This window comes from Paraburkholderia lacunae (genome assembly GCF_003353175.1).
In the GTDB taxonomy this organism is placed as follows: domain Bacteria; phylum Pseudomonadota; class Gammaproteobacteria; order Burkholderiales; family Burkholderiaceae; genus Paraburkholderia; species Paraburkholderia lacunae.
Genome location: NZ_QHKS01000014.1, coordinates 96,363 through 121,733 on the forward strand (window position 1 = coordinate 96,363; position 25,371 = coordinate 121,733).

20 protein-coding genes and 1 pseudogene are annotated in these 25,371 nt (G+C 64.6%); 10 read left to right on the forward strand and 11 right to left on the reverse strand.

Features of this window, described 5'->3' with window-relative positions:
• Positions 1 to 87 precede the first annotated feature (87 nt).
• Positions 88 to 4,260, reverse strand: a complete 4,173-nt coding sequence (locus tag DLM46_RS21985; RefSeq protein ID WP_244306322.1) for a YhdP family phospholipid transporter — start codon at positions 4,258 to 4,260, stop codon at positions 88 to 90.
• Positions 4,261 to 4,446: 186 nt separating this feature from the next.
• Here DLM46_RS21985 and glnE point away from each other — a divergent pair, with 186 nt between their 5' ends.
• The gene (gene glnE, locus DLM46_RS21990; RefSeq protein ID WP_115103791.1) at positions 4,447 to 7,239 is read left to right on the forward strand and encodes a bifunctional [glutamate--ammonia ligase]-adenylyl-L-tyrosine phosphorylase/[glutamate--ammonia-ligase] adenylyltransferase; all 2,793 of its coding nucleotides are present in this window, start codon (positions 4,447 to 4,449) and stop codon (positions 7,237 to 7,239) included.
• Positions 7,240 to 7,275: 36 nt separating this feature from the next.
• Here the strand turns inward: glnE and recN are convergent, their stop codons facing one another.
• Both recN and DLM46_RS22000 read right to left on the reverse strand, forming a co-directional pair.
• Positions 7,276 to 8,946 (reverse strand): DNA repair protein RecN, encoded by a 1,671-nt coding sequence (gene recN / locus DLM46_RS21995; protein ID WP_115103792.1) that lies wholly within the window; start codon positions 8,944 to 8,946, stop codon positions 7,276 to 7,278.
• Positions 8,947 to 9,016: 70 nt separating this feature from the next.
• Positions 9,017 to 9,913, reverse strand: coding sequence for an NAD kinase (locus DLM46_RS22000; RefSeq protein WP_115103793.1), 897 nt, complete (start codon positions 9,911 to 9,913; stop codon positions 9,017 to 9,019).
• Positions 9,914 to 10,029: 116 nt separating this feature from the next.
• Here DLM46_RS22000 and DLM46_RS39550 point away from each other — a divergent pair, with 116 nt between their 5' ends.
• From DLM46_RS39550 to DLM46_RS22015, 4 genes are all read left to right on the forward strand, one after another.
• Positions 10,030 to 10,182, forward strand: coding sequence for a hypothetical protein (locus DLM46_RS39550; RefSeq protein ID WP_165848038.1), 153 nt, complete (start codon positions 10,030 to 10,032; stop codon positions 10,180 to 10,182).
• Between the two features lie 58 nt (positions 10,183 to 10,240).
• Complete coding sequence (gene hrcA / locus DLM46_RS22005) at positions 10,241 to 11,260, forward strand: heat-inducible transcriptional repressor HrcA (RefSeq protein ID WP_115103794.1); 1,020 nt, start codon at positions 10,241 to 10,243, stop codon at positions 11,258 to 11,260.
• A 164-nt stretch (positions 11,261 to 11,424) separates the two neighbouring features.
• On the forward strand, positions 11,425 to 12,507 hold the full coding sequence (gene hemH / locus DLM46_RS22010) for a ferrochelatase (protein WP_115103795.1): 1,083 nt from the start codon (positions 11,425 to 11,427) through the stop codon (positions 12,505 to 12,507).
• The gene (locus tag DLM46_RS22015; RefSeq protein ID WP_115103796.1) at positions 12,504 to 12,911 is read left to right on the forward strand and encodes an RNA-binding S4 domain-containing protein; all 408 of its coding nucleotides are present in this window, start codon (positions 12,504 to 12,506) and stop codon (positions 12,909 to 12,911) included. Before hemH ends, DLM46_RS22015 begins: the two co-directional genes overlap by 4 nt.
• On the opposite strand, the gene DLM46_RS39555 is transcribed toward DLM46_RS22015, so the two are convergent.
• Positions 12,883 to 13,044: a hypothetical protein gene (locus tag DLM46_RS39555; RefSeq protein WP_165848039.1), complete on the reverse strand. Its 162-nt coding sequence runs from the start codon at positions 13,042 to 13,044 to the stop codon at positions 12,883 to 12,885. The two genes, DLM46_RS22015 and DLM46_RS39555, sit on opposite strands and share 29 nt — an antisense overlap.
• A 380-nt stretch (positions 13,045 to 13,424) precedes the next feature.
• On the opposite strand from DLM46_RS39555, the gene grpE reads away from it, so the two are divergent.
• From grpE to pabB, 5 genes and pseudogenes are all read left to right on the forward strand, one after another.
• Positions 13,425 to 14,009 (forward strand): nucleotide exchange factor GrpE, encoded by a 585-nt coding sequence (gene grpE, locus DLM46_RS22020; protein ID WP_115103797.1) that lies wholly within the window; start codon positions 13,425 to 13,427, stop codon positions 14,007 to 14,009.
• A 37-nt stretch (positions 14,010 to 14,046) separates the two neighbouring features.
• Positions 14,047 to 14,453, forward strand: a pseudogene (locus tag DLM46_RS22025) (thioredoxin family protein).
• Positions 14,454 to 14,606: 153 nt separating this feature from the next.
• On the forward strand, positions 14,607 to 16,559 hold the full coding sequence (gene dnaK / locus DLM46_RS22030; protein WP_115103798.1) for a molecular chaperone DnaK: 1,953 nt from the start codon (positions 14,607 to 14,609) through the stop codon (positions 16,557 to 16,559).
• A gap of 268 nt (positions 16,560 to 16,827) precedes the next feature.
• On the forward strand, positions 16,828 to 17,970 hold the full coding sequence (gene dnaJ / locus DLM46_RS22035; protein WP_115103799.1) for a molecular chaperone DnaJ: 1,143 nt from the start codon (positions 16,828 to 16,830) through the stop codon (positions 17,968 to 17,970).
• A gap of 25 nt (positions 17,971 to 17,995) precedes the next feature.
• Positions 17,996 to 19,882 carry an aminodeoxychorismate synthase component I gene (gene pabB, locus DLM46_RS22040; RefSeq protein WP_115103800.1) on the forward strand — a complete coding sequence of 629 codons (1,887 nt, stop codon included), beginning with the start codon at positions 17,996 to 17,998 and terminating at the stop codon, positions 19,880 to 19,882.
• 51 nt (positions 19,883 to 19,933) lie between these two features.
• Here the strand turns inward: pabB and DLM46_RS40975 are convergent, their stop codons facing one another.
• The 7 genes from DLM46_RS40975 to hda form a co-directional block, all read right to left on the reverse strand.
• Entirely contained in the window at positions 19,934 to 20,068 is a 135-nt protein-coding gene (locus tag DLM46_RS40975) for a hypothetical protein (protein WP_279635213.1), read from the reverse strand.
• A gap of 140 nt (positions 20,069 to 20,208) precedes the next feature.
• Positions 20,209 to 21,024 (reverse strand): 3-methyl-2-oxobutanoate hydroxymethyltransferase, encoded by an 816-nt coding sequence (gene panB / locus DLM46_RS22045; protein WP_115103802.1) that lies wholly within the window; start codon positions 21,022 to 21,024, stop codon positions 20,209 to 20,211.
• A 39-nt stretch (positions 21,025 to 21,063) separates the two neighbouring features.
• Complete coding sequence (locus tag DLM46_RS22050; RefSeq protein ID WP_115103941.1) at positions 21,064 to 21,744, reverse strand: deoxynucleoside kinase; 681 nt, start codon at positions 21,742 to 21,744, stop codon at positions 21,064 to 21,066.
• Positions 21,741 to 22,289 carry a 2-amino-4-hydroxy-6-hydroxymethyldihydropteridine diphosphokinase gene (gene folK, locus DLM46_RS22055; RefSeq protein ID WP_115103805.1) on the reverse strand — a complete coding sequence of 183 codons (549 nt, stop codon included), beginning with the start codon at positions 22,287 to 22,289 and terminating at the stop codon, positions 21,741 to 21,743. Before folK ends, DLM46_RS22050 begins: the two co-directional genes overlap by 4 nt.
• Positions 22,290 to 22,337: 48 nt before the next feature.
• Positions 22,338 to 23,933: a polynucleotide adenylyltransferase PcnB gene (gene pcnB / locus DLM46_RS22060; RefSeq protein WP_115103807.1), complete on the reverse strand. Its 1,596-nt coding sequence runs from the start codon at positions 23,931 to 23,933 to the stop codon at positions 22,338 to 22,340.
• Entirely contained in the window at positions 23,930 to 24,616 is a 687-nt protein-coding gene (locus DLM46_RS22065) for a histidinol-phosphatase (RefSeq protein ID WP_115103810.1), read from the reverse strand. The genes pcnB and DLM46_RS22065 overlap by 4 nt, the downstream gene beginning before the upstream one ends.
• Positions 24,609 to 25,370, reverse strand: coding sequence for a DnaA regulatory inactivator Hda (hda, locus tag DLM46_RS22070; RefSeq protein ID WP_115103812.1), 762 nt, complete (start codon positions 25,368 to 25,370; stop codon positions 24,609 to 24,611). Before hda ends, DLM46_RS22065 begins: the two co-directional genes overlap by 8 nt.
• Position 25,371 lies beyond the last annotated feature (1 nt).

A 25,371-nucleotide genomic window follows, 5' to 3' on the forward strand; every position in this document is an offset into this window, starting at 1 on the left:
ACCGCTCGCGCCGCGTACGTCGATCAAGGCTGGCTGGGGCCGCTGGCGCGGCACCGCGCTCTATTCGTCAATCTGGTGAAACAGGGCTCAGTGCGCTTCCACGGCCGAAGCCGGAGCGTCCATCTTACCGCGATCGCTCTTCACCCGCTCGATGTGCGGTTTCGACCACGAACCGGTGATCGCATACTCGCGCGCAAACGCCGTGGAGACCGACTTGCTGAACGCCAGATCGGCCACCAGCGCGCCCAGACCGAGCAGCGGATTGATCACGGTCGCGGCGATCACCGCGGCGCCCGCGCTGACGGTCGGCACGATCGCCACGTGCAGGTCCTGGGTTTCCTGTGCCAGATCGACCGAACCCTTCATTTCGGCGCGCGCCGGTGCCGTGAGCACCTCGAAGTTCTCGGTGCGGCCGATGCCGTTATGGATCTGGCCGGTGCCCGTGACGTGTTCGAACGGCAGCCCCTCGCCGATCACGTCGCGGAAATTCAGCGTGGCGAAGCGCGCGAGGCTTTGCAGGCTCAGCACCCCCAGCAGCTTGGCGACGCCCGGATCGACCTTGAGAATCTGCCCATGGCGCAGATCGACGGCCAGATTGCCGTTGAGCGTCGGATAGTCGATTGCGGTCGGGCCGCCGCGCCACACCATCTTGCCCGACAGCGTGCCGCTGCCGGCCTTGAGCGTGCGCGGCTGGCCGAAGCGCTCGAGCAGCGCGCCGGCGTCCTTGATGTCGAGTTTGAAATCGAACACGGTACGGCGCGGCGTCGCTTCGTCGGCGGTATTGCCCAGGCCCGTCGAGGTGCGCCAGTTGGCCGTGGCGGTCAGCGTGGCGGCGGGGTTGCTGACGGCGAGTTTGTCGAGTTGCCAGACCGGCACGCCGTCTTCGTCGAAATTGTGCGCGTCGACCTCGAGGCGGCCGATATTGTGATCGCGCACGATCAGTTCGTTGACCACCAGATCGATCGACGGCATGTTCTGCGCCGGCGCCGACATCGCCTGGCCAAGCAGATCCTTGTCCGTGGCCGAGGGAATCACCACGCGGGCGAAGCGCGCCTGCAGCGTGCCCGGCGATTCCTTGCTGGCGCCCGGCAGCCAGGAAACGTGACCGGACACCTGATTCGACGCGATATTGGCCTGCCATTTGCCTTCGGCATGCGACGCGCCGACGATCACGCTGTCCCAGTGGCGCTTGAGCAGCGTCAGCGTGCCGATGTGCAGCGCGAAGCGGCTCGGCAGGAATTGCGCGACGGTCCTGTTCGGCGCGGCGGCGGGCGCCTCCTTACTGCGCATCTGCGCGACGAGCGCGCGCCAGGCGTCGGCGTCGAACGCTTCGACGTCGACGGCGGCGATCACACCTTCGGACGGCAACTCGGCAGGGCGGTTCACGCCGACCGCGCCCAGCACGACGGTCGGCGGCGTGTTTGGCCGGTAGCGCAGCAGGTAGGTGGCGGCGATCGGCCCGAAGGTCAGGTCGGCGCGTTCCAGGCCGGATTCGCTCGCCGTGGCCGCAGGGCTGACGGCGAAGCGCAGCGGCATCGGCGTGCCGACCGGCTTGTTGAACGGGGCGGGGAAGTCGAGCGCGAGGCCGCTCAGGTCGGAGTTCGCCGTGACTTCCGGCAGCCGGCCCCGCGCACCGCGCACGTTGAGCGCGTAGGGCGCGCTGCCGCTCATGCGCGTGAGGACCTGCTCGGCCGGGCCATGCAGATTGAGACCGCGGGCCGCGTCGACGGCGATATGGCCGCCGACATCGAGCGCATACGTGCCGTCCTGCTTCAATCCACCTTTCGCGTGCACGTCGCCGCCCATGAACTGGCCGGAGAGCCGGTCGGTCTGCGCGGTGTGCTCGGTGAAGCGCACCTTGCCGTTCAGTTGCGACAGCGGCGGCACGTTCTCGACCGTCAGGCGGTCGTTCTGAAAGCCGACCGCGCCTTCCACGGCGATATGCGGTTTCGGCGTGCGCGGCACCGTCAGCTTGAGCGCCAGCGCGGCGGGTCCTTCGGCGTGCACCTTCCCGGTCGCATGTTTGGACATGATGCCGAGCGAGCTTTCGTTGACGTAGTCGAGCATGTCGGCGAGCGGCCCGCGCCCGTCGCCGTCGATGACGAGGTTCGATGCCCTGGTGCCGAGATCGTCGATCTTGCCGCTCACCCTGGTCAGCGCGACGCGCTTGTAATGCGCGCGGCCGATATCGAAACGCAGCACGTTCTGCTTGAGCTCGAACACGCCGTCGATGCCGTCCAGCGGCGGCCACACGTTCGGCGTGCCGTTCTTCATCTTGCGCGGCGGGTACGGCGAGGGGTCGAACTTGCCGCCCTTGAACGGCGCGACGATATGGAACAGCCCCGCGGTCGGCTCGCGCGAATAGGGGAATTGGGTCAGGTCGCCGTGCACTTCGATGGTCGCGCCGTGCGACATGCCGGCTTGCAGCCCGTGGCCCAGATAGATGCGCAGTTTCTCGCTGATGCTGGTCGGCAGATAGCGGACGATGCGCGTCACCTGCGCGCGCTGGAAGTCCGCTTTCAGATCGAGCGAGCCGCGACCATGGCCGGGATTGCTGTAACTGGCCGTGGCGGTGGCCGCGACGTCCGCGTTGGAGACCCCGAAGTCGGCCACTTTCACGGCGAACGCCGGGTGGTTCTCCCCTGGCGCTTTCGGCGTGATGGTCCAGTCGGCGCGGCCATGCAGGTGGTCGAGCTTCAGGCGCGGATCGTCGAATACGCCTGGCAGCGTGAGCGCGAGGTTCGACGTGTCGAGAAGCGCCGAGCCGTGGTTTTCGTCGGCATCGACGTGGCCCCACAGGTTTTCGATGCCCGGTATGCCGGCGCGCGGGTGATTGCGCGCCGTCAGCCCGGGCGGCGGTTCCTGCGCGGCGACGCTGATGCCTTTCAGATCGCCCTTGAAGCGATAGCGCTCGATCGGCTCGGCGCCGCTCGGCCGGTGGTCGCTGCCCGCTTCGCCGGACTCCGGTTTGCCGCGCTCGACCTCGATCACGTAGTTCGCGACCATTCCGCGTGGATTGAAGCGCACGAGGCCGTTCAGGAGGCGCGTCGGCAACGGCAGCGCGCGGCTGAATTCGGCGAGGATGCCCAGATCGGCGCGGTCGCCGCTGACGCTGACAAGTTGCCCATGCTGCAGCGTGGCTGTGCGGTAGCGGCCGTTCAGCGTCGTTAGCGCGAGGGTGCGGGTGAGCGGCGTGCCATCGTCGAGCGCCGGCTGGCCGAGTTCGGCGTGTAAATCGCTCAGTTGCAGCCGGTAATCGCCCTGGTCGGCTTCGAGGCGCCATGAGAAATTGGCGATCGGCACGACCAGCTTGGGCTGGGTAGGGCGCACCCGCATCGCGACCTCTGTGCCGGCAAGCTGGCCGCCTGCCGACTTCATGCGGCCATTGGCGAAGTCGACCCAGATCGCATTGTCGATGCGGCCTGCAAACGTCTCGATCGGGAAATTGACGTAGCGCGCGAGCGTCGGCAGATCGACCGGGCCGGTCGAGACGTAGACCTGGCCGGTCCAGTTGACCGGCTTGCCGATCGCCGAGAGCCGCGCGTGTTTGAAATGCGCGCGGAAATCGAGCGGGCCGTGCAGGACCTGGCCTTCGGCGGGCGCCTGCAGCGCGAGCCGGTGATCGTAGCCGTCGTTGAGAATCGCGAGGCGAATGTCGTGCAGCGCGAGCTCCGGCGCATCGTGTTGCGCATCGCGCCAGCGCAGGACGCCGCCGCGCAGCACGATTGCCTGCTGGCGCAATAGCCAGGTGGACAATGTGTCGTTGCCGCTGTGCTGGGTCGGCACCGGCACGCCGGCCACCGAAAGCACGCCGTCGCTCGCGCGCGACACCAGCACGTCGGGCTGATCGACGATCAGGCTGGAGAGCGCCGGATGAAACTGCCAGAGCGACTTCCACGACACCGTCGCGGTAGCGTGTGGAATGGTCAGCGCGGCCTTGCCTTCGTGATCGCGGATGACGATATCGGTGGCGTCGAGGCCCGGCTGAAAGCCGCTCCAATGCGGCGCCAGCTTGCCGATGGTGAATTGCGTGTGCAGCTTGTCGGAGACGGTGGCTTCGATCTGCGGCCGGAACGAATCGATGCGCGGCAGCAGCACGTACCGCAAACCGAGAAACAGAGCCGCCGCGATGAAGTAGAGGGCGAGTGCGAGCGCCAGCACCACATGGGACGTCCGATGCAGCAAGACGTGCGCGCTTCCGCTCGCGGGCCGGACCTGGCCGGTTTCGTGCGGGTCGGCTGATTCGTTTCGCTCGGACATGCTGCGGCGGGTGGGCGTATGGTAGTTTTGCGAATTAACGACGAAATGTAACACACGGCATAGTGTCGGCGGACTTCCGGCAAACCCTGTCTGCATGCCGTCTTGCGGCTTGCGCGAGGCCGGCGGACCGCTGTTCCGCAGCGAACTGAACAACTCATATAAAGCAACGAGCGAGCCAGACCCTTGATGACTGACGCCACTCTCCTGAGTTCCAGCTATTCACACTACGCGGCCCGCGCCGCGGCGGCCCGTCCGCAACTCGTGGCGCATGTGGCAGCGCTCGCGTCCGCGCCGCTCAGCCGTGAGCGCATCGACGCGCGTTTCGATCTGCTGTGCGCCGAGGCGGCGGAGGCGGCCGGTGGCGCATTGAGTGAGGATGCACTCAAACGGGCCTTGCGCCAGTTGCGAACCGAGGTGTTTTGCGCCGTGATGGAGCGCGACCTCGCCGGCGAGGCGGATGTCGCCGAAGTCACCGGCGCAATGACGGACCTGGCCGAGACGACGATCCAGCGCGCGCTGGCGGTCCTGTCCGCCGAACTCGAGGTGCTGTACGGCGCGCCGCGCGGACCGCAAGGCGAGCGGCTCGCTTTGGGCGTGGTCGGGATGGGCAAGCTGGGCGGGCGTGAGCTGAACGTGTCGTCGGATATCGACCTGATCTTCATCTATGAGGAAGACGGCGAGACGGCGGGTGGCCAGCGTTCGCCAATCGCCGTGCAGGACTTTTTTACGCGCCTCGGCAAGCGCCTGATCGGCGCTTTGGCGGAAGTGACCGCCGACGGCTACGTGTTTCGTGTCGATATGCGACTGCGGCCGAATGGCGATTCGGGGCCGCTGGTGTGCAGCATCGGCATGCTCGAAGAGTATTTCTACGTGCAGGGCCGCGAATGGGAGCGCTATGCGTGGATCAAGGGGCGGCTCGTGTCCGAGGGCGCGAGCGATGCCGCGCAGCGCATGCAGAAGCAGCTCGACACGATCGTCACGCCGTTCGTCTATCGCCGCTACCTCGACTTCGGCGTGATCAGCGCGATTCGCGCGCTGCATTTGCAGATTCGCCAGGAAGCGCAGCGCCGCGCGTCGATGCGGCCCGACAAGGCCGACGACATCAAGCTGGGCCGCGGCGGCATCCGCGAAATCGAATTCAGCGCCCAGGTGTTCCAGCTGATCCGCGGCGGCCAGGATGCCGGTTTTCGCGTACGGCCGACGCTCGCGGTGCTGCGGCACGCCGCAACTCACGGGCTGATCGACACGGCGGTGTGCGTGAAGCTTTCGCAGGCTTACCGCTTCTTGCGCGAGCTCGAACATCGCCTGCAATACCGCAACGACGCGCAGACCCACGCGATGCCGGTCGATCCCGAAGAACGCGCGGCGCTCGCGCATGCGATGGGTTGCGACGACTACGCGGCGCTGATGGCGAAGCTCGACGCCCACCGCGAGTTTGTCGAACGGCAGTTCGACCAGATTTTCGCCGACAAGGTGAGCGGCCGCGACGGTTGCGGCGCGCCTGAGGACGGCGCGGCAGCGTGGGTCTGGAGCAGCGCGCTCGCCGACGACAGCGCAGACGAAGCTTTGCGGGCCCGTCTGACGGAACTGGGCGTGGCCGAACCGGGCGATCTGCTGGCGCGGCTGCGCGCGGTGTGGCAGTCGTCGCGTTACGCGGGGTTGGCCGAGCGCAGCCGGCAGCGTTTCGACATCGTTGCGCTGCGTGCGCTGGAAGCCGCGCGTACGCTGGAGCCAGCCGAGCGGCGCGGCGACACGGTGGCGCGCTTTTTCGATCTGCTCGAAGCGGTGAGTCGGCGCGGCGCGTACCTGGCGTTGCTGACCGAATATCCGCAGGCGCTGCATCGGGTGCTGTCGGTGCTGGGCGGTTCGCGCTGGGCGGCCGGCTATCTGATTCGCCACCCGCAATTGCTGGACGAACTGCTCGACGATGAGGCGATCGCCAGTCCGTTCGATTGGCGCGAGTTCAAGCGCACGCTGCGCCTGCGTCTGGCCGCCGCCGACGGCGTCGAACAGCAGATGGACTTGCTGCGCCATGCGCACCAGGCCGAGGTGTTCCGCATCCTGCTCATCGATCTGGCCGGCAAGCTGAGTGTCGAACACGTGAGCGACCGCCTGTCCGAACTCGCCGACGCCGTGCTCGACGTGACGCTCGAAGCCGTCTGGAAGCAGTTGCCCAAACGCCATCGCGAGGTGCCGCGCTTCGCCGTGATCGCCTACGGCAAGCTGGGCGGCAAGGAACTGGGCTACGCGTCCGACCTCGACCTGATCTTCCTCTACGACGATTCCGACGATGCCGCTGCGGACGTCTACGCAACCTACACGCGCCGCCTGATCACCTGGCTGACGACCGCGACCGGCGCCGGCACCCTGTTCGACGTCGACTTGCGGCTGCGGCCGAACGGTGAGTCGGGCTTGCTTGTCACCGATCTGGACGCGTTTCGCCGTTATCAGCTGCGCGAAGGCGATGCCGCCAACACCGCGTGGGTCTGGGAGCATCAGGCATTGAGCCGGGCGCGCTATTGCGCGGGCGACGCCGGCATCGGTGCGCAATTCGAAGCAATCCGCGAACAGGTGCTCACCACGCCGCGCGAGGCCGCGCCGCTGGCGGCGGAAATCGTCGAGATGCGCGAGCGCGTCGAGGCCGGACATCCGAACCATACGGCGCTCTTCGACCTGAAGCACGACCGCGGCGGGATGGTCGATATCGAATTCACCGTGCAGTACTGGGTGCTGTTGCACGCGGCGAGCGATCCGGAACTGATCCGCAATACCGGCAATATCGCGTTGCTGCGCGAGGTGTCGCGTTTCGGCTTGATGAGCGAGGCGGAAGCGGAGACCGTGGGCGCGGCGTATCGAACCTACCGGAAGTTGCAGCACAGGCTGCGTCTGGATGGGATGGAGAAGGCGCGAGTCGATCCGGCTTCGGTGGCAAGCGAGCGCGCGGCGGTGCTGGCGCTGTGGAAGCGGGTGTTCGGCTGACAGCTCGCGGTTGGCCGGGTTGTGCGCGCTGCCCGCCTACGCCGCCAGCATTTCCTTCGCGTGTTTGCGGGTGGTCGCGGTGATCGCGAGGCCGCCGAGCATCCGTGCGACTTCTTCGACACGGCTCGCGCGGTCGAGCGAGGTCACGCTGCTGACCGTGCCGCCCTTGCCGTTGCCCGCTTTCGCCACCTGGAAATGATGGTCGCCGCGCGCGGCCACTTGCGGCAGGTGCGTGACGCACAGCACCTGGCGCGCCTGACCGAGCTGATGCAGCAAGCGGCCGACCACTTCCGCGACGCCGCCGCCGATCCCCGTATCCACTTCGTCGAAGATCAAGGTTGGCGTTGGGCTTGCCGCACTGGCGATCACGGCCAACGCAAGGCTGATCCGCGCCAGTTCGCCGCCGGAGGCGACTTTCGCGAGCGGCCGCAACGGCACGCCGGCATGACCGGCGACGCGAAATTCGACCTGTTCGAGACCGTGCGCGCCACCTTCGGGCAGCGGTACCAGCGCGACTTCGAAGCTGCCGCCTTTCATCGACAGTTCCTGCATGCCGGTGGTCACCGCCGTGCCCAAAGCCTTGCCGGCCTTGGCGCGCGCCTTCGACAGCCTGGCTGCTTCAGCGAGGAAGGCTTCCTTGGCCTTGGCTTCGGCGGCGTGCAGGCTGTCGAGATCGGCGGCAGCGTCGAGCGCGGCCAGTTGCTGGCGACGCGCGTCGTGTTCTTCGGGCAGCGTTTCCGGTTGCAAACGGAATTTGCGTGCGGCCGAGTGCAACGCGTCGAGGCGCTTTTCGACCTGCGCGAGCCGGTCCGGATCGAGTTCGAGCTTTTGCGCGTAGTGGCTCAGCGAATACGCTGCTTCCTGCAGCTGGATCTCGGCCGGTTCGAGCGAGGCCAGCACGTCGTTCAATGTCGGGTCGATCTCCGCGAGATCGCGCACCTTCGAGACAATCGACGAGAGATGCGTGATCATCGCCTCGTCCGATTCGGACAGCGCACTGAGCGCGCCCTGCACGCCGTCGATCAGGTTGGCCGAATGCGACAAGCGCCGATGCTCGCTGTTGACCTCTTCCCACTCGCCCGGCTGCGGCGCGAGCTTGTCCAGTTCGGTGAGCTGCCACGCGAGCCGCTCGCGTTCGAGTTGCAACTCGCGGTCGCGGGTTTGCGCGTGCTCGACGGCCTGGACCTTTTCGCGCCACGTGCGCCATGCACGCGTGACGGCTGCCGCGCTTTCGGTGAGACCGGCGTGCGTGTCGAACAGCTCGCGTTGGGCATCCGGGCGCATCAGCAGCTGGTGCGCGTGCTGCCCGTGAATATCCACCAGCATCTCGCCGACTTCGCGCAACTGCGCGAGCGTGGCCGCCGTGCCGTTGATGAAAGCCCGCGAGCGCCCATTGGCATCCACCACGCGCCGCAGCATCACGGTGCCGCCATGCTGGCCATCGTCCGCCGTTGCACCGAACGCCTGCTCGTCGAGCCATTGCCCGACCTGCGCATGCGTCTCGAATTCGGCGGTGATGTCCGCCCGGCTCTCGCCGGTGCGCACCACGCTCGCATCGGCGCGGGCGCCGAGCGCGAGCGCCAGCGCGTCGATCAGGATCGACTTGCCGGCGCCGGTTTCGCCGGAGAAAACGGTAAAGCCGCTGTCGAATTCGAGATCGAGCGCGGCGACGATGACGAAGTCGCGTATCGAGAGGTGGCGAAGCATGGAGGTCGTCTGATGAGCTTAAAGTTTCGGGCCGCGGCGGTCGTACCGGTTCGTTCGGGTCCGCTCAGGGCTAGCTATCTTCTTCGTGCGACGGGTATTCGTTCCAGTGCAGTTTCTTGCGCAGCGTCGCGAAGTGGCTGTAGCCGACCGGATGCAGCATCGGCACCGTATGGCGCGAACGGCGCACTTCGATCGTGTCGCCCAGTTCGAGCGAGGTGAACGACTGCATGTCGAAATTGACGTTCACTTCGCGGCCCGAGACGATCTGGATGCTGACCTTGGAGTCGTCCGGCAGCACGATCGGCCGGTTCGACAGCGCGTGCGGCGCGATCGGCACCAGCACGATGCCTTGCAGCTGAGGATGCAGGATCGGTCCTTGCGAGGACAGCGCGTAGGCGGTCGAGCCGGTAGGCGTGGCGACGATCAGACCGTCCGAGCGCTGGTTGTACATGAAGCGGCCGTCCACCGACACATGCAGCTCCGCCATCCCCGAAAAGCCGCTGCGGTTGACCACCACGTCGTTGAAGGCGAGCGCGTGATAGATCGGGTTGCCGCCGCGCATGATGCGCGCCTCGAGCAGCATGCGCTCTTCGCGCTCGAAGTTACCGGACAGCATCTGCGGCACGATCTCGCTCATGTCGGAGATCGGGATGTCGGTAATGAAGCCGAGCCTCCCGTGGTTGATGCCGATCAGCGGCGTGCGGTATGGCGCGAGCTGGCGGCCGATGCCGAGCATCGTGCCGTCGCCGCCGAGCACCACCGCGACGTCGGCGCGCGCGCCGATCTCGGCGGGACGCAGCGCCGGATAGTCGGTAATGCCGATTTCGGCGGCGGTTTCCGCTTCGAATACGACGTCGAAGCCACGCCTGGCGATGCACGAGGCGAGCGCGGTCAGCGGCTCGCCGATGCCCGGCGTATTGTTGCGCCCGACGAGCGCGACGGTCTTGAACTGGCTGGTCACTTGCATGCCGGCATTACACCATAGGTAGGGCCTGAAAAGAACCGCAGACAGACCCGGGAGCGGGCCGGCCAACGCAGCCTGCCAGCCCGTTGCACGATTATCGTTAGAATGGTGAAGTCTTGATGACACGCGCGTGGGCTGTGGCAAGGCTGCGCGCCAGCGGCGGATTCGCCGGGCAGGCCGCCGGCGAGGCGCCGGGCGGAGTGCCAGCCGAAGTGCGGGATCAATTGCAAAGCGCCGCCCCGCCGACCGGCGGCGCGATGGTCAGCGCCTGACGCGGTTGGCGCCGTTAGCGCTCGCGATAGTCGCGGCATTGAGCTAAAATTTTTCGTCATGCTAGATCCTCGCGCACAGACCCTCCTCAAAACGCTGATCGAGCGCTATATCGCCGAAGGTCAGCCCGTCGGCTCGCGCACGTTGTCACGCTATTCCGGCCTCGAATTGAGCCCGGCTACGATCCGCAACGTGATGTCCGACCTCGAGGATCTGGGGCTCGTGATCAGTCCGCACACTTCCGCGGGCCGCATTCCTACGCCGCGCGGCTACCGGCTGTTCGTCGACACGATGCTCACCGTCGAATCCGCCGCCGACGAGGAAGCCGTCACCCGTACCGTCAAGACTACGCTGCAGGCCGGCGAGCCGCAGAAAATCGTCGCGGCGGCGGCCAGCGTGCTGTCCAACCTGTCGCAGTTCGCCGGCGTGGTGCTGACGCCGCGGCGCAGCCACGTCTTCAAGCAGATCGAATTCATGCGCCTGTCCGACAAGCGCATCCTGCTGATCATCGTGACGCCCGAGGGCGACGTGCAGAACCGCATCATGGCGACCCAGCGCGATTTCTCCCCGTCGCAACTGGTTGAAGCCTCCAACTACATCAATGCGCACTTCGCGGGCCTGTCGTTCGACGACGTGCGCCGGCGCCTGCGTGAAGAGATCGACGAGCTGCGCGGCGACATGACCACGTTGATGCACGCCGCCGTCACGGCCAGCACCGACGAATCCGACACCGGCGAGACCGTGCTGATCTCCGGCGAGCGCAATCTGCTCGAGGTCGCCGACCTGTCGTCGGACATGGCGCGGCTGCGCAAGCTGTTCGATGTGTTCGACCAAAAGACCAGTCTCCTTCAGTTGCTCGATGTTTCGAGTCACGCCCAGGGGGTGCAGATTTTCATCGGCGGCGAGTCGAATCTCGTGCCGATCGAGGAAATGAGCGTCGTCACCGCGCCGTACGAGGTGAACGGCAAGATCGTCGGCACGCTGGGCGTGATCGGACCCACTCGCATGGCCTACAACCGGGTGATACCCATTGTCGACATCACCGCCCGCCTGCTTTCGCTGACTCTCAGCCAGCAGTAAGCATTGGCCGCGGCGTTTCCTGCTGGAAATGATGCGTGACGGCGCGCGGCTTGCCAATCGGCCGAATGGCCAGGAGGCAAGCCGGACCCCGCAATGGACCACGCCGCTATAATGAATCCCACCTGAAACCGACTCTCCGCCTTGCGCGGTACTCCCTGTTGCCTATGCGCTTCGACCTCGAGCGGCCTTCGCAGAACGCCACGTCGCACCGTGTCGCCGTGTTGCTGATCAATCTCGGCACGCCCGACGCTCCGACGCCGCGCGCCGTTCGCCGCTATCTGGCGCAGTTCCTGTCCGACCCGCGGGTGGTCGAGATTCCTGCCTTGATCTGGCAGGTGATCCTGCGGCTGTTGATTCTGCCGTCCCGCGGCCGTGCGTCGGCGAAGAAGTACGCGGCTGTCTGGATGCCTGAAGGCTCGCCGCTGCGCGTGTATACGGAGAAGCAGGTGGAGGGTTTGCGCCATCTGCTGCAATTGAACGACTACACGGTGCTGGTCGACTACGCGATGCGTTACGGCACGCCAGGTATTCCGGCCATGCTGAACCAGTTGAAACTGGCCGGCGCCGAGCGCGTACTGCTGATGCCGATGTATCCGCAATACTCGTCGTCGACCACGGCTACGGCTTTCGACGAGGCATTCTCGGCACTCAAGCGGATGCGCAATCAACCGGAAATCCGCACGGTGCGCCAGTATGCCGATCATCCGGCGTACATCGCGGCACTGGCCGCGCAGGTGCATCACTACTGGCATCAGCACGGCCGTCCGGACTTCGCGGCGGGCGACAAGCTGGTGCTCAGTTTTCACGGCGTGCCAAAGCGCACGCTCGATCTCGGCGATCCGTACCACGAACAGTGCCAGCAAACCGGCGCGTTGTTGATGCATGCGCTGGAACTGACGCAGGTGGAATGCCGGATTACCTTCCAGTCGCGTTTTGGCAAAGCCGAATGGCTGCAGCCGTACACCGCGCCGACACTGAAAGAGTTGGGCGCGGCGGGCGTGCGGCGGACCGACGTGTTCTGCCCTGGCTTCACCGCCGACTGCCTTGAAACGATTGAGGAAATCGGCATGGAAGTGCGCGACGAGTTCCTGCATGCAGGCGGCAAGGAGTTTCACCGGATTCCCTGTGTCAATGCCTCGCAGGCATGGATTGCCGCGCTTGGCGAGATCGTTGCGCAGAATTTGCAGGGCTGGCCGGTGCAGGCGGTGCCTGTGCCGAATACGGCGGGGGCGCAGGCGGGCTCATGAATTACAAGGTTTCAACCGAACCGGGCGCAAAGCTGCGCATCGACAAATGGCTCTGGGCAGCGCGTTTCTTCAAGACGCGCTCGCTGGCGGCGGATGCGGTCGACAAAGGCCACGTCCGCATCGGCGGCGCCAGCGTCAAGCCCGCTAAGGACGTGCGTGTCGGCGATCTGGTCGAAATCGAGATCGAGCGGACTGTCTGGCAGGTGGAAGTGCTGGGCGTGTGCGATGTGCGCGGCCCCGCGAGTGTCGCGCAGACGCTTTATGCGGAAACCGGGGAGAGCAAGGCCAGGCGGCAGGTGGAGCAGGAACGGCGCAAGACGTATCGCGAGCCGGCCGCCGCTTTGCACGGCCGGCCGACCAAGCGCGACCGGCGCATCATCGACAAATTTTCAGGTGGGGATTGAACAGCTGTTCCATCGTGGCGTGCACACCGCCGTATTCGGTGGTGTGATCGTTGACGGCCCCGGACATGCAGATGGTCGTGGTGCCCGCGATCAGTACCAATGCGACCACCGATATTGCAAAGGTCAGTTTCACGGTGCTCCCCTTGGGAAGATGATGCAGGACGGAAACAGGCTAATCGGTTGGAATTGCAGATTGTCGGAAAGGCTTACGTCAGATTAGGGTTAACGTGTCTTTTCCGACGCTTTAATGGAGCATAGGCCACTTGTCGTGCGTACTCAATCTGAATCTGATTGCGGCACGATAATGGTTGTAACCGGGCATTTCCTCGGGAGATCCCTCGTGCGAAAAGTTCCGGCAGAGGCGCTTGAAATGGGTCTTTCAGGCCCCACCTGCCGTTTCGATATGCGGTAACGCGCCAAGTTGTCTGTCGCAATTTTGCAACGCACAAACTGCGTCAGCTCTGGGGCACTGCCGCCACCATTGGCTTTTATTTTTTAACGACTTTCAGCGACATGGAAAACACGCAAGAGAACCCGACGAGCCAGAATCCCACGCCCGCCGACGAAACCGCGCGCCAGGCCGCCGAGGCCGCAGCATCCCAGCAGGACGCGGCCGTAGCTGCTGCCACCGAGTCGCCGGCTGCCGGCGTCGAGGCCGAGCTGGCTGAAGCCCAAGCCAGGATCGCCGAACTGCAGGAGAGCTTCCTGCGGGCGAAGGCCGAGACCGAAAACGTGCGCCGCCGCGCTCAGGAGGATGTGGCCAAGGCTCATAAGTTCGCGATCGAAAGCTTCGCCGAGCATTTGCTGCCGGTGATCGACAGCCTGGAAGCGGCGGTCGCTCACTCGTCCGACGATCTGCAGAAAGTTCGCGAAGGCGTCGAACTAACGCTGCGCCAACTTACCGGCGCACTGGAAAAGGGCCGCGTCGTCGCCCTGAACCCGGTCGGCGAGAAGTTCGATCCGCACCGCCATCAGGCCATTTCGATGGTGCCGGCCGAACAGGAGCCGAACACCGTTGTCGCCGTGCTGCAAAAGGGCTTCGTGATCGCCGACCGCGTGCTGCGTCCGGCGCTCGTGACCGTCGCGCAGCCGAAGTAATGCGCTGCGGGTGGTCTTGCGCCGGCACGCACCCGTCATGACCAATATTCCCGTCGACGCCACCGCGTTTGCCGTGTTCGACGCAGGGCTAGCCGAAGCCGGGGATGAACTGGCCGTGGTGTTTTTCCGGGGTCTCGACTGCTTCAACTGAGAGATCGCCAGGAAGGCAATGCTGGCGCAGCCGGACGCGATTCGGGCGCTCGGTCCCGGAGGGTTCCACGGCAACGTCTACGAGCACCGCGAACTGGGCCGCCGCTTCCCGCTTCATGGGGTGCCCACGTGGTTCTCCTTCCATCGCGGCAAACGGCTCGGCCGGGCAACCGGCTGGCGCGGCCTTGCGCAATTCGAGGCGGCGGTCGCGGCCGCGCGGGAAAAATCCGGGCGGCCGATGCGGACGGCGTCGCGTCAGGTAGCGACAAAAGCGGAAAAAGTTCGGCTGATTGAAAAAAATTAAAGACCGTATCGCAAAAGAGGTCTTGAAAACGATGCGGACGCACTCATGTTGGGTGCAGGTATGAATTGAGAGCGGAGTGCCTTGCCGCCAGATGGGCAAAAAAGGCGCTTCCCGCAGCGATCAAAGTTAGGAGATTAGTAAAAATGGGCAAAATTATCGGCATCGACCTCGGCACGACCAACTCGTGCGTGGCGATCATGGAAGGCAATTCGGTCAAGGTGATCGAGAATTCGGAAGGTGCGCGCACCACGCCGTCGATCATCGCTTACATGGAAGACGGCGAGATTCTCGTTGGCGCGCCTGCGAAGCGTCAGTCGGTCACGAACCCGAAGAACACGCTGTATGCGGTCAAGCGCCTGATCGGCCGCCGCTTCGAAGAAAAAGAAGTGCAGAAGGACATCGGCCTGATGCCGTACAAGATCATGAAGGCCGATAACGGCGACGCATGGATCGAAGTGCGCGATCAGAAGCTGGCCCCGCCGCAAATCTCCGCGGAAGTGCTGCGCAAGATGAAGAAGACCGCTGAAGACTACCTCGGCGAGACGGTCACGGAAGCTGTGATCACGGTTCCTGCGTACTTCAACGACAGCCAGCGCCAGGCTACCAAAGACGCAGGCCGCATCGCCGGTCTGGAAGTGAAGCGGATCATCAACGAACCGACCGCCGCGGCGCTCGCGTTCGGCCTCGACAAGAACGAGAAGGGCGACCGCAAGATCGCGGTGTATGACCTGGGCGGCGGCACCTTCGACATTTCGATCATCGAAATCGCGGATGTCGACGGTGAAAAGCAGTTCGAAGTGCTGTCCACGAACGGCGACACGTTCCTCGGCGGTGAAGACTTCGACCAGCGCATCATCGATTACATCATCGGCGAGTTCAAGAAGGAGCAGGGCGTCGATCTGTCGAAAGACGTGCTCGCGCTGCAACGCCTGAAGGAGTCGGCTGAAAAGGCGAAGATCGAGCTCTCGTCGAGCCAGCAAACCGAAATCAACCTGCCGTACATCACGGCCGACGCGTCGGGTCCGAAGCACCTGAACCTGAAAATCACGCGTGCGAAGCTGGAAGCGCTGGTTGAAGAGCTGATCGAGCGCACCATCGAACCGTGCCGCGTGGCCATCAAGGACGCAGGCGTGAAGGTCGGCGAAATCGACGACGTGATTCTGGTCGGTGGTATGACCCGCATGCCGAAGGTGCAGGAAAAGGTTAAGGAATTCTTCGGCAAGGACCCGCGTCGTGACGTGAACCCGGACGAGGCCGTCGCCGTTGGCGCCGCGATTCAAGGCCAGGTTCTGTCGGGCGACCGCAAGGACGTTCTGCTGCTCGACGTGACCCCGCTGTCGCTCGGCATCGAAACGCTCGGCGGCGTGATGACGAAGATGATCAACAAGAACACCACGATCCCGACCAAGCATGCGCAGGTCTACTCGACGGCTGACGACAATCAGAGCGCCGTGACGATCAAGGTGTTCCAGGGCGAACGCGAAATGGCAGCGGGCAACAAGCTGCTGGGCGAGTTCAACCTGGAAGGCATCCCGCCGGCACCGCGCGGCACGCCGCAGATCGAAGTGAGCTTCGACATCGACGCGAACGGCATTCTGCACGTCGGCGCGAAAGACAAGGCAACCGGCAAGGAAAACCGCATCACGATCAAGGCGAACTCGGGTCTGTCCGAAGCTGAAATCGAAAAGATGGTGAAGGACGCCGAAGCGAACGCGGAAGAAGATCACAAGCTGCGTGAGTTGGCCGATGCCCGCAATCAGGGCGACGCGCTGGTCCACAGCACGAAGAAGGCGCTCACCGAATACGGCGACAAGCTGGATGCCGGCGAGAAGGAAAAGATCGAATCCGCGCTGAAGGACCTCGAAGAAGCGCTGAAGAGCGGTTCGAGCGACAAGGCCGCCATCGAAGCCAAGATCGAAGCGGTGGCCACAACCTCGCAGAAGATGGGCGAGAAGATGTACGCCGACATGCAGGCAGCGCAAGGTGCCGAAGCTGCGGCAGCGGGCGCGGCAGGTGCGGGCGCGTCGGCGGGTGGCGCAAGCCAGCCGGAAGACGACGTGGTCGACGCCGAGTTCAAGGAAGTCAAGAAAAACTGAAGCCAGGTCGTATTTCGACCGTAAAGCCGCACACAGCCCTGTGTGCGGCCCGGCTGCACAAGGGACTGCGCCTAGTCGGGCAGCAGAACGTGCAAGAGCGGTTATCACGCCTGGCGAGCCTTTTCGGCTCTCCGGGCACATTTGTTTTATGGAGGGCGTTGTTTTGAACCGCTGCAAGGCGGAGGAAAACAGCGGCCGGACGAGTCGTGAGACTCCAGCATTCAAGAGGAGCCACCGCGCCGCATTGCGCGAGTGGTGTTGAACCGATATGGCGAAACGGGATTACTACGAGGTTCTGGGCGTCGCAAAGAACGCGAGCGACGACGAAATCAAGAAGGCTTATCGCAAGCTGGCGATGAAGCACCACCCCGACCGCAATCCGGGCAACAAGGATTCGGAAGGGCATTTCAAAGAGGTGAAGGAAGCCTATGAAATGCTGTCGGACTCGCAAAAGCGTGCCGCGTACGATCAGTACGGCCATGCGGGCGTCGATCCGAATATGGGCGGAGCCGGTGCGCAAGGCTTCGGCGGTTTTGCCGATGCGTTCGGCGATATTTTCGGCGACATCTTCGGCCAGGCAGCCGGTGGCGCCGCACGTGGCGGTGGCGGCCGTGCCGGCCCGCAGGTGTATCGCGGCGCCGATCTGCGCTACAGCATGGAAATCACGTTGGAACAGGCCGCACACGGCTACGACACGCAGATTCGCGTGCCGAGTTGGGTATCGTGCGAAATCTGTCACGGTTCGGGCGCCAAGCCCGGCACCAAGCAGGAAACCTGCCCGACCTGTAGCGGTTCGGGTTCGGTGCGGATGTCGCAGGGTTTTTTCAGCATCCAGCAGACCTGCCCGAAGTGTCACGGCACGGGCACCTACATTCCTGAACCGTGCGTGCATTGCCACGGCGCGGGCAAGGTCAAGGAAACCAAGACGCTGGAAGTGAAGATCCCGGCAGGTATCGACGACGGCATGCGCATCCGCTCGGCCGGCAACGGCGAGCCGGGCATCAATGGCGGTCCGTCGGGCGATCTGTACGTCGAGATTCATATCAAGCAGCACTCGGTGTTCGAGCGCGACGGCGACGACCTGCACTGCCAGATGCCGATTCCGTTCACCACGGCGGCGCTAGGCGGCGAGATCGAAGTGCCCACGCTCGCGGGCCGCGCCAGCTTCACCGTGCCCGAAGGCACGCAGTCGGGCAAGACGTTCCGTCTGCGCGGCAAGGGCATCAAGGGGTTGCGTTCGAGCATTGCCGGCGATCTGTACGTGCATGTGCAAGTCGAAACACCGGTCAAGCTCACTGATCCGCAGCGCGATCTGCTCAAGCAGTTTGAAAAGGCACTGGTGGAAGGCGGCGCGCGGCATAGCCCGCAAAGCAAGAGCTGGTTCGATCGGGTGAAGAGCTTCTTCGATTAATGGCAGTTTGAAGTTGGCGGTAAGCATGAGGGCAGATGAGCGCGACGCAGTTTTCGCGTTGCTCGACGATTGCGGCGCAACGGCGGCGCGCCGCTCGAGTCGTCTGTACACAGGTTTTGCGCATGAGCGGGTCTGTACGGACGCATCGCGACTCGAAGCAGTGTGCGAAGCCGTGGCCGCTGACACGCGGCGCGGTTTGCATGCCGTCGTGCTCGCCGACTATGAATTCGGCCGGAATCTCGTCCTCGGGGACGTCGTTGGTTCGGGATTGGATAAAACGCAGCGTGGCGATGCCGCGCTGCGTTTTTTATTGTTCGAGCGTTGTGCAAAGCTCTCCCGCGACGAAGTCGATGCGTGGCTGCTGCGGCGCGACGGCGGCGCGGCTGAGGCGTCGGTGGCGGGCACGGCGAATGTGCGCGCAAGCGTCGAACCAGCGCAGTTCAACGAAGCGATCGAGGCAATTCATGGCGCCCTGCGCGCAGGCGATTCATATCAGGTCAACTACACGTATCGGCTCGGTTTCGACGTATTCGGCTCGCCAACGGCGCTCTATCGCCGGCTAAGAGCCCGTCAGCCTGTTCCATACGGCGCGCTGATCGCGTTGCCGGACGACAGGTGGGTGCTGTCCTGCTCGCCGGAACTGTTCGTCGAGAAGGAGGGCGCCATGTTGCGCGCCCGGCCCATGAAAGGCACCGCGCCGCGTTCGGATGATCCGACGGCCGATCGCGAGGCAGCGCAGTTCCTCGCCAACGATCCCAAGAACCGCGCCGAAAACGTGATGATTGTCGATCTGCTGCGCAACGACCTGTCGCGCGTGGCGCAGACAGGTTCGGTCAGCGTGCCCGCGCTGTTTTCGGTCGAGCCTTATGCGTCGGTGTGGCAGATGACGTCGACCGTGCATGCGACTTTGCGCGCGCACACGTCGTTTGCCGGCATCATGCGGGCGCTGTTTCCGTGCGGCTCGATAACCGGCGCGCCGAAGCATCGCACGATGCAACTGATCGATACGCTCGAAAGCACGCAGCGTGGTCTCTACACCGGTGCGATCGGCTGGCTCGATGCACCTGCCGCCCATTCAAACGATAACGCTTGCGGCGACTTCTGCCTGTCGGTCGCGATCCGTACGCTGACGCTGAATGCAGTCACCCAGGACGGCGGGCGTCACGGCACGATGGGCGTCGGCGCGGGCATCGTGCTCGACAGCGTCGCCGCCGACGAATTTGCGGAGTGCCAATTGAAGGCCAGTTTTCTGACCGGCGCCGAGCCGGGCTTCGAACTCTTCGAAACGATGTACGCGACGCGGGAAGAAGGCGTGCGGCATCTGTCGCGCCATCTCGCGCGACTTTCGGCGAGTGCCGCAACGCTGGGTTTCAAGTTCGACGGGAACGGAATCCGCACGTCGCTCGCGGGGACATGCGCGGCGCTGTCGGCGCAAACGCCGCATCGCGTACGCCTTGCGCTGAACAAAAGCGGCGCGGTGCAGATAACCGCTGCGGTGTTGGCGCCACTAGCCGAACCAACCGCCGGCGTACTGCTGGCGCCTGAGCATGGGTTCGCCACGATGGAGGCGAACGATCCGCTGTTACGCCACAAAACCACCCGTCGCGCGGAATACGATCGCGGCTGGCGCGAAGCGGAAGCGAAGGGCGCATTCGACACGTTGTTCTTCAACGAACGAGGCGAGTTGACCGAAGGCGGCCGCTCGAACGTGTTCGTGAAACTGGCGGGGCAGTGGTGGACGCCGCCGCTTGAGTCTGGCGTGCTGCCCGGGATCATGCGAAGTGTGCTGCTCGAGGACACCGGCCTTCACGCCGCGCAGCGTGTGCTGACTCGAGCCGATGTGCAGAATGCCGAGGCGCTTCTGGTGTGCAACGCACTGCGTGGCGCAGTACCGGCACGGATTGTGGACTGAGGCCGAGAGGATACGCGCTGCCGGTTCGAGCGGCGCGTCCCCGGCTACGCCTCAGCGCTGGCGAACGTGGAGCAGGCGCGCCATCCAGTCGGTCAGGCGCGCGTGCCAGGTCGATTCACGCACGTCATGCGGTGCGGTGGTGTGGTCGCGTATTTCCGCGACGTCGATCAGGCAAAAGGGGCTCATGGTCATCTCTCTTCGGCTGGCGGCAGTGCCGCGTTAACAGGTAGACGAAGATAGACGACCGGGTTTTGATGCGATATCGGATCTGTGTCAAAACGCGCGCTAGTGTGCTGCCGGACTTATCCGGTTCGCCACCAGGGTGATCAGAACGTGTGTTCGGGCCCGGGAAACGAGCCGTCCTTCACCCCGCGCACATACGCTTCGACAGCAGCCAGAATGCTCGGCTGTCCCTGCATGAAATCCTTCACGAAGCGTGGCCGCTTGCCGGGGAAGATTCCCAGCATGTCGTGCAGCACCAGCACCTGACCCGAGCAGTTCAGACCCGCGCCGATGCCGATCGTCGGAATCCGCAGTTGCTTCGTGACTTCGCTTGCGAGCAGCGTCGGAATCGCTTCCATCACGATCAGTTGCGCACCGGCGTCCTGCACGGCGAGCGAATCGCGCAGCAACTGGCTCGCACCCGCTTCGGTTTTGCCTTGCACCTTGAAACCGCCGAACGCATGCACCGATTGCGGCGTCAAACCGACGTGCGCGCACACCGGGATCGAACGCTCGACCAGAAAGCGCACCGTGTCCGCGAGCCATTCGCCGCCTTCGAGCTTCACCATCTGCGCGCCCGCGCGCATCAATTCGACTGAGCTCCTGAAGGCATCCTCCGGCGTGCCGTACGTGCCGAACGGCAAGTCGGCCACCACCAGCGCCGACGGCCGCGCCCGCGCGACGCTCGCCGTGTGATACGCGATGTCCGCGAGCGACACCGGCAGGGTGGTGCTCTGGCCTTGCAGCACGTTGCCGAGCGAGTCGCCGATCAGCAGCACGTCGACGCCCGCGCGATCAAGCAGTGCGGCGAAGCTTGCGTCGTAACAGGTGAGCATGGCGATCTTCTCACCGGCGTCGCGCATCGCCTGCAGTTTCGGCACGGTGATGGCGTTCCGGCTCGCTTCCTGCAAATAGGTCATGGAGTCAATCCGTTGGAAAAGAAGAGGAGGCCGCGCGGCTTACAGCGACGTGCCTTTGACAAAGAATTCCTTGCGGCCGCGCATGGTTCCGATGCGCTCGGCGAGCAACGCAAGGTCCGCGTCGGAGTCGAGCGGATTCAGATGTTCAGCGTTGACCGTCAGCACCGGCGTCTGGTCGTAGTGATAGAAAAACTCGTTGTAGGCGTCGCACAGCGCATGCAGGTAGGCATCGGAGATCTGCAACTCCATCGGTACCGCGCGCTTCTGAATGCGGGCGAACAGCACCTCGGGACTCGCTTGCAGATAGACGACGAAATCCGGCGCTGGCGCGCTCACGTCGATGTGCGCGGCAAGCGCGCGATACAACTGCCACTCGTCCTCCTGCAGCGTCAGACGCGCGAAAATGTCGTTCTTCTGCGTGATGAAGTCGGCGATCAGCGGCGTGCCGGATAGCTGCGCCGCGGCGACTTCCTGCGCCTGGCGCGCCCGTTGCAAGGCGAAATGCAATTGCGCGGGCAGCGCGTAACGCGCAGTGTCGCGATAAAAGCGTTCAAGAAAGGGATTGTCCTGCGGACGCTCGAACAGTTCATGCATCGACCAGCGCTCGGCGAGACGGCGTGCAAGCGACGTCTTGCCGACGCCGATCGGCCCTTCGATCGCGAGATAGCCGAATGGCGGATGCAGTTGCGGCGCAGTGACGGTGAGCGGCGGCGTGTTCATTCGCATCGGCCTTTAGCCGGCGTGCCGTTGCCGGCAGCCAATGCATCGAGCATCGGGCACTGACAGTGCGACCTGACCTTTTCGATGCGCTGGTCGGCGACGCCGGCAAGCAGTGTGTCGGCGCGCCCATGTAGCGGGATGATCAGCGCCGCATCGATTTCGACTAGCGGTACGAGGGCAAAAGCGCGTTCGATCAGACGCGGATGCGGCACGATCAGATCGGCTTCGTCGATCGATTGATCGCCGTAGAGCAGGATGTCCAGATCCAGCGTGCGCGGTGCATTGCGAAACGGCCGCTCACGGCCGAACTGATGCTCGATCTTATGGCACAGCGCCAGCAGATGGCGCACGGGGAGCGTCGTATCGACCTTGACGACGCAGTTGAAATAGTCGTCGCCGCCCGCGTCGATCGGGGCAGTACGATACAGGCTCGACTTGGCGAGCACGGTGATGGTGTGCTGTTGTGCGAGGCACACCACCGCGTCTTTCAGGGTCTGGCGCGCGTCCCCGAGATTCGCGCCGAGGCCGAGATAAGCAACCGTCATGGCATAACTTCCTGCAACTATCGTTCGACGGCTTCAGCGAACGCCGCGTCAGTCTTCGTGTGAGCCGTTGTGGCCCGCCTCGTTGACTGTGCGTTCGGCTGGCGTGCCGCCCTCCATTCCGTCACCCGGTGTGCGGTTTCTCGCGCCACTGCTGCGCCGCCGGCGTTTTCTGGGGCTTCGGTCCTTCCCGCCGTGCGTCAGCAATGCCTCGCGCGCGGCGACGTCTCCTTCAATGAACTCCGTCCACCACGCACCGACTGACTCGTCCAGTTCGCCCGATTCGCAGCGCAACAGGAGGAAATCATACCCCGCTCTAAATCTTTGGTGTTCCAGCAGCTTCAGCGCGCTGCGGCCCGAGCGTTTCTCGAGACGCAGCTGCAGGCCCCAGATCTCGCGCATATCCGACGAGAAGCGCTTGTGAATCGCGAGTTTCTCGGTTTGCATGTCGAGGACTTCGTCCATCGCGCGATGCAGCGCGGGCACCGGATATTCGCCGTTCGCTTCAAATTGTTGCCAGCGCTGCTGCACGTCGTGCCACAGGAGCGTGGCGAACAGGAAGCCCGGCGACACCGGCTTGCCGGCGCGTACCCGGGTGTCCGTGTTGGTCAGCGCGAGCGTGATGAATCTTTCGCCGACGGGCTGCTCCAGCACCACGTCGAGCAGCGGCAGCAGGCCGTGATGCAGGCCTTCCTGGCGCAGGCGTTTCAAACACGCCAGCGCATGGCCCGAGAGCATCAGCTTGAGCATCTCGTCGAACAGACGCGCGGCGGGCACGTTGTTGATCAGATCGGCCATTTTGACGATCGGCGTGCGGGTCGCTTCTTCGATCTCGAAGTCGAGCTTCGCGGCGAAACGCACCACACGCAGCATGCGCACCGGGTCTTCGCGATAGCGCGTGGCCGGGTCGCCGATCATGCGCAACAGGCGCGCACGCATGTCGGCCATGCCGTTGTGGTAGTCCAGCACGGTTTGCGTGGCCGGATCGTAGTACATCGCGTTGATCGTGAAGTCGCGGCGCGTGGCGTCTTCGTGCTGCTCGCCCCAGACGTTGTCGCGCAGCACGCGGCCGCTGGCGTCCACCGCATGGGTGCGGCGGTCGAGCTCGTCGCGCTTCAGGCGGCGTGGCGGCGCGGCGTCGGCCGCCGGCGGGTCGACCAGCGCGCGAAACGTCGAAGTTTCGATGATTTCCTGGCCGAACTGCACATGCACGATCTGAAACCGGCGGCCGATGATGCGCGCCCGGCGGAACAGCTTCTGCACCTGTTCGGGGGTGGCGTCGGTGGCGACGTCGAAGTCTTTCGGCGCGATGCCGAGCAGCAGATCGCGTACCGCACCGCCGACGATGAACGCCCGGTGGCCGGCCTGCTGCAAACCTTCTGTGACGCGAATCGCGTTCCTCGAGATCAGCGAGGGATCGATGCCGTGGACGTCGTGCGGAATGATGACCGGCACGTCCGGGTCGCGCACGGTTCTGGCGGCGCTGGGCCGTGCCGGTTTGCGGCGTGCCTTGTTGGCGCCGGACGCGCCAGCCGCGCTGCGTGCCGATGCGCCGCCGGTTTCGTCGGCTGTGGCCTCGGCGGGCGAGGTGTCGTCAGCGGGCGCCGGGCCCTGGCCGAATAGCTTGCGGATAAGTTTTTTGATCACGAGGGTTGGAAGAGTTCGAGGATGCGCCAGCCTTTGGCCTGCGCATGGGCGCGCAATGTGTCGTCGGGATTGGTCGCGATCGGATCGGTGACCTTTTCGAGCAGCGGGATGTCGTTGTGCGAATCGCTATAGAAATAGCTGTGCTCGAAGTCGCTCCAGGTTTTGCCGAGGGAGGCGAGCCACGCCTCGGTGCGCACGATCTTGCCTTCCTTGTAGCTCGGCGTGCCGGTGGGGCGGCCGGTGTACGGCGAATGCGGGTGGCCGTCCACGGTTTCCGCTTCGCAGGCGATCAGCGCATCCACGCCGAAGGCCTGCGCGATGGGGCGGGTAATGAATTCGTTGGTGGCGGTGACGACGCAGCAAAGATCGCCTGCCTCACGGTGCTGCTTCACGAGTTCGAGCGCGGCGGGAAAGATCGCCGGCTTGATGACCTCGTGCATGTACTGCGCGTGAAAGTCCGCGAGCTGCGCGCGCGTGTATTTCGCGAGCGGCGTGAGCATGGCGATCAGATAGGCGTGAATGTCGAGCTTGCCGGCCTTGTAGTCGGCGAAAAAGCGGTCGTTTTCACGCGCGAAATTTTCCGCATCGACCATGCCGTGTTTCACCATGAAGCGGCCCCATTCGTGGTCGCTGTCGGTGGGGATGAGCGTGTGATCGAGGTCGAAGAGTGCGAGATTAGCCATGGGGGCCTATTTTACTTGAAGCGGCGGATGAAGCGGATGAGGCGGGCGCCGTGCGCCGCTCGTCGGCGTCGGGCGATGCCAGCATGGTGCGCAGCAGCGGCAGCGTGACGGCGCGTTTCTGTTCGAGCGAGAAGCGGTCGAGTGCGTCGAGCAGCGCCATCAGGCTCGGCATGTCGCGGCGAAAATGCGTGAGCAGGTAGGCGGGGACGTCGTCGGCGAGCATGATGCCGCGTTCGCGCGCCGCGTGTTTCAGCACCGCGGCCTTGCCGTCGTCCGGCAGTGGCGCGAGATGGAACACGAGACCCCAGCCGAGGCGCGTGCGCAGATCTTCGCGCACCGTCATGCCGATCGGCGGCGCGTTGCCGGCGGCGACCAGCGCGCTGGTCGGATGCGCGCGCACTTCGTTGAACAGGTTGAAGACGGCGATCTGCTGTGCGGCCGACAACCCGTCGCAATCGTCGAGCGCGTACAGTGCGACGCGCGGGTCGAAGGCAAAGGCAGCGAGACTGCTTTGCGGACCGGCATAGCGCGCATGGCCCGGCGGCGCTTCGTGGACGAGCGCCTGCAACAGATGGGTGCGGCCACTGCCGGCTTCGCCCCAGAGGTAGAAGGTGCGGTCGGCCACCGGGCCGGCCGCGAGCGCGTTGTCCAGCTCGCGCAGCCGCGTGACCAGCTCGGCGTTGGCGCCGGCGAAGAAATTGTCGAATGTCGATGGCGGCGGGGTGCCGAGATCGAGCGTCAGTTGACGAAGCACA

Coding starts and splice junctions, on each gene's coding strand:
- DLM46_RS21985 (WP_244306322.1), bottom strand. CDS start 4,260: ATGTCCGAGCGAAACGAATCAGCCGACCCGCACGAAACCGGCCAGGTC.
- glnE (WP_115103791.1), top strand. CDS start 4,447: ATGACTGACGCCACTCTCCTGAGTTCCAGCTATTCACACTACGCGGCC.
- recN (WP_115103792.1), bottom strand. CDS start 8,946: ATGCTTCGCCACCTCTCGATACGCGACTTCGTCATCGTCGCCGCGCTC.
- DLM46_RS22000 (WP_115103793.1), bottom strand. CDS start 9,913: ATGCAAGTGACCAGCCAGTTCAAGACCGTCGCGCTCGTCGGGCGCAAC.
- DLM46_RS39550 (WP_165848038.1), top strand. CDS start 10,030: ATGACACGCGCGTGGGCTGTGGCAAGGCTGCGCGCCAGCGGCGGATTC.
- hrcA (WP_115103794.1), top strand. CDS start 10,241: ATGCTAGATCCTCGCGCACAGACCCTCCTCAAAACGCTGATCGAGCGC.
- hemH (WP_115103795.1), top strand. CDS start 11,425: ATGCGCTTCGACCTCGAGCGGCCTTCGCAGAACGCCACGTCGCACCGT.
- DLM46_RS22015 (WP_115103796.1), top strand. CDS start 12,504: ATGAATTACAAGGTTTCAACCGAACCGGGCGCAAAGCTGCGCATCGAC.
- grpE (WP_115103797.1), top strand. CDS start 13,425: ATGGAAAACACGCAAGAGAACCCGACGAGCCAGAATCCCACGCCCGCC.
- dnaK (WP_115103798.1), top strand. CDS start 14,607: ATGGGCAAAATTATCGGCATCGACCTCGGCACGACCAACTCGTGCGTG.
- dnaJ (WP_115103799.1), top strand. CDS start 16,828: ATGGCGAAACGGGATTACTACGAGGTTCTGGGCGTCGCAAAGAACGCG.
- pabB (WP_115103800.1), top strand. CDS start 17,996: ATGAGGGCAGATGAGCGCGACGCAGTTTTCGCGTTGCTCGACGATTGC.
- DLM46_RS40975 (WP_279635213.1), bottom strand. CDS start 20,068: ATGAGCCCCTTTTGCCTGATCGACGTCGCGGAAATACGCGACCACACC.
- panB (WP_115103802.1), bottom strand. CDS start 21,024: ATGACCTATTTGCAGGAAGCGAGCCGGAACGCCATCACCGTGCCGAAA.
- DLM46_RS22050 (WP_115103941.1), bottom strand. CDS start 21,744: ATGAACACGCCGCCGCTCACCGTCACTGCGCCGCAACTGCATCCGCCA.
- folK (WP_115103805.1), bottom strand. CDS start 22,289: ATGACGGTTGCTTATCTCGGCCTCGGCGCGAATCTCGGGGACGCGCGC.
- DLM46_RS22065 (WP_115103810.1), bottom strand. CDS start 24,616: ATGGCTAATCTCGCACTCTTCGACCTCGATCACACGCTCATCCCCACC.